The sequence below is a fragment of the Paenibacillus sp. P4_A7 genome (assembly GCF_056402455.1).
The window spans coordinates 1-2,267 of sequence record NZ_JBFUHJ010000647.1 but is presented as its reverse complement, the minus strand read 5'-3'; the positions used below and the strand labels follow the sequence as shown (position 1 = coordinate 2,267).

The following is a 2,267-nucleotide window of genomic DNA, read 5'->3' as shown; positions in this document are numbered from 1 at the left end:
GTACAGTGGAGCCCAATGCAGAATTCTGCCTCATGGGCAAAAAGTCTTGCAGCGTCCAGCAATGCTATGCCGTTGGCCATCAACGAACCGTTACGAAGAGTACCGTGCCGCCATCCCTCAAAGATAGCTCTATTAGCGGAATAGCTCCCTCCCAAATCATCACCTTGTGTTATTAGAAAAATATTCCGTTTGACCAAGCTTTACGACCTCCAATTGTTTGATTTAATAGGATTGATAGTGTAATGGTATCCATTATACATCCAGATAAGTGAAACCGAACAAATTTTTGTTAGGGTTGCAAACGTTTACAATAGATGGTATATTGATTTTAGTTCCAAAACGTTTCGGAAAGAAAGAGGTTACGAATGGCGACCACGATTAAAGATATTGCTAAAGCAGCAGGAGTTTCAATTACAACCGTATCCCGAGCGTTAAACGGCTATTCCGATGTTAATGAAAAAACTCGAAGCCGTATTAAAATACTGGCAGACAAAATGTCCTATCGGCCGAATGCTCAAGCACAAAGTCTTGTGTTGAAAAAAACGAATACGATTGGCGTAATCATTTCGGAGCTCACACATTCAAGCATCAAGTCCGCTTTTTCATTCGAGGTACTTTGCGGGATTAGTGATCGGGCTAGCGAGCTTAATTACGACATCATTTTATTTAGTACGAATCCCAACAAGCAAAAGAACAAAACCTATTCCGACCTTTGTCAGGAGCGCAATGTAGACGGCGTCATTTTGCAAGGGTTAAAGACAACTGATCCTTATTTGAAAGAAGTTATTGATCAATCCACTTTCCCTTCCGTGTTAATCGACATACCCGTCGCAGGCGAGTGGGCCGGTCACGTGACAACCGATAATGTGAATGGGATCAGACAGGCAGTCAGACATTTGGTTGATCTAGATCACCGGAATATTGCATTAATGAATGGGTATGAAGAAGCATCCGTCAGCGGGGAACGGTTGACAGGCTATATCCTGGCCCTGCAGGAGGCGGGCATCCCGTACGATCCGAGCAAGGTTGTTGACGGCCGCTTTACGGAAGAAGGAGGGATGGCGGCGATTGGCGAAATTATTTCACGCCAACCAGAAGTGACAGCAGTGGTTTGCTCTAGCGATTTGATGGCTCTGGGAGCTATGAAAGGGCTAGAGCAAATGGGTAGAACAATACCCGGTTCAATGTCGATTGTAGGCTTTGACGATATATCAATCGCATCCTACTGTTCGCCCAAACTCACAACTGTGCGTCAGGGGAAATACGAGATGGGCTATCAAGCGGCGCAAATGCTGATTGATATGTTGGAAGGGCGGAATGTCAAGCATAAAGTTGTGCTGGACAACGAACTTATCATACGGGAAAGCACAGATCGATTGCAAAAAGGGTGACTTCACCTTTTTGTGCTCTTTTTCCGAAACGTTTCGGATGTTAATGTTGGCTGATGTTTTAAAGAATTCCTCCGGGAATCTTTAAATAGATTAATAATCATGAAGGGGCGAAGATTAGCTTATGAGAAAAAAGTTTAATTTCGTAATGATCATGTGTATGTCCATCTTGATGGTATTGACAGCGTGCGGTTCCAACAATGATCCAAAGAACGCAACAAATGCAACGAATACGTCAGGCACAAAGGCGGACAAAAAGGAAGAAACGGCTAAGCAAGAGAAAGTAGTGCTCAAGATTCCGCACTATAAATCGGGTCAAAATGTTGGGGCTAAATTTTTCCTGCCTCAAATTGAACGTTTCAACACCAAATATGCAAACAAATATGAGATCAAAATCGAAGAAGTTCCAAATGATGACTATAACGATAAAATCAAACTTCTATGGCAGCAAGGCGAGTTGCCGGCTCTAATTGAGGGAGGGGCTACCGAGTTCGTAGAGAGTCTCATTGAGAAAGATCAGATTTATGATTTGAAACCGTTTTTGGATTCAAAACCGGAATTAACTAAACTTCTGATTCCAGATTCCATAGCTTACAACACAAGAAATAATAAAACTTACTCTATGCCATACGCAGTTATCCGTCCCATCGGACTATTTTACAATAAAGAGATGTTTGRAGCCGCAGGAATTACCAAACCGATCGCACAAATGAATTTTGAGGAATTTGGTCAGACCCTTCAAACACTTAAGGAAAAGGGATTTACGCCACTCGCATTAATGACTGGTGAAAATGCTTGGACAACTATGCTTCTGGCTTCTGCTTTCATGGCGAATGAACCGGGAGCGGCGGAAGTGTTGAAGAGCAACCGGGCCGATAA

General features: G+C 43.1%; 3 protein-coding genes. 2 read left to right on the top strand and 1 reads right to left on the bottom strand.

All coding sequences use genetic code 11. The features are described 5' to 3' along the window. A partial coding sequence (locus tag AC1DWN_RS32400) for a ChbG/HpnK family deacetylase (protein WP_477562951.1) occupies positions 1–197 on the bottom strand: 197 nt, incomplete at its 3' end. A gap of 168 nt (positions 198–365) precedes the next feature. On the opposite strand from AC1DWN_RS32400, the gene AC1DWN_RS32395 reads away from it, so the two are divergent. Both AC1DWN_RS32395 and AC1DWN_RS32390 read left to right on the top strand, forming a co-directional pair. Beyond that, the gene (locus AC1DWN_RS32395; protein WP_477562950.1) at positions 366–1,391 is read left to right on the top strand and encodes a LacI family DNA-binding transcriptional regulator; all 1,026 of its coding nucleotides are present in this window, start codon (positions 366–368) and stop codon (positions 1,389–1,391) included. Between the two features lie 121 nt (positions 1,392–1,512). Then, positions 1,513–2,267, top strand: a 755-nt coding sequence (locus tag AC1DWN_RS32390) for an ABC transporter substrate-binding protein (protein WP_477562949.1), incomplete at its 3' end; no start/stop codon positions are given.

Coding starts and splice junctions, on each gene's coding strand:
- AC1DWN_RS32395 (WP_477562950.1), top strand. CDS start 366: ATGGCGACCACGATTAAAGATATTGCTAAAGCAGCAGGAGTTTCAATT.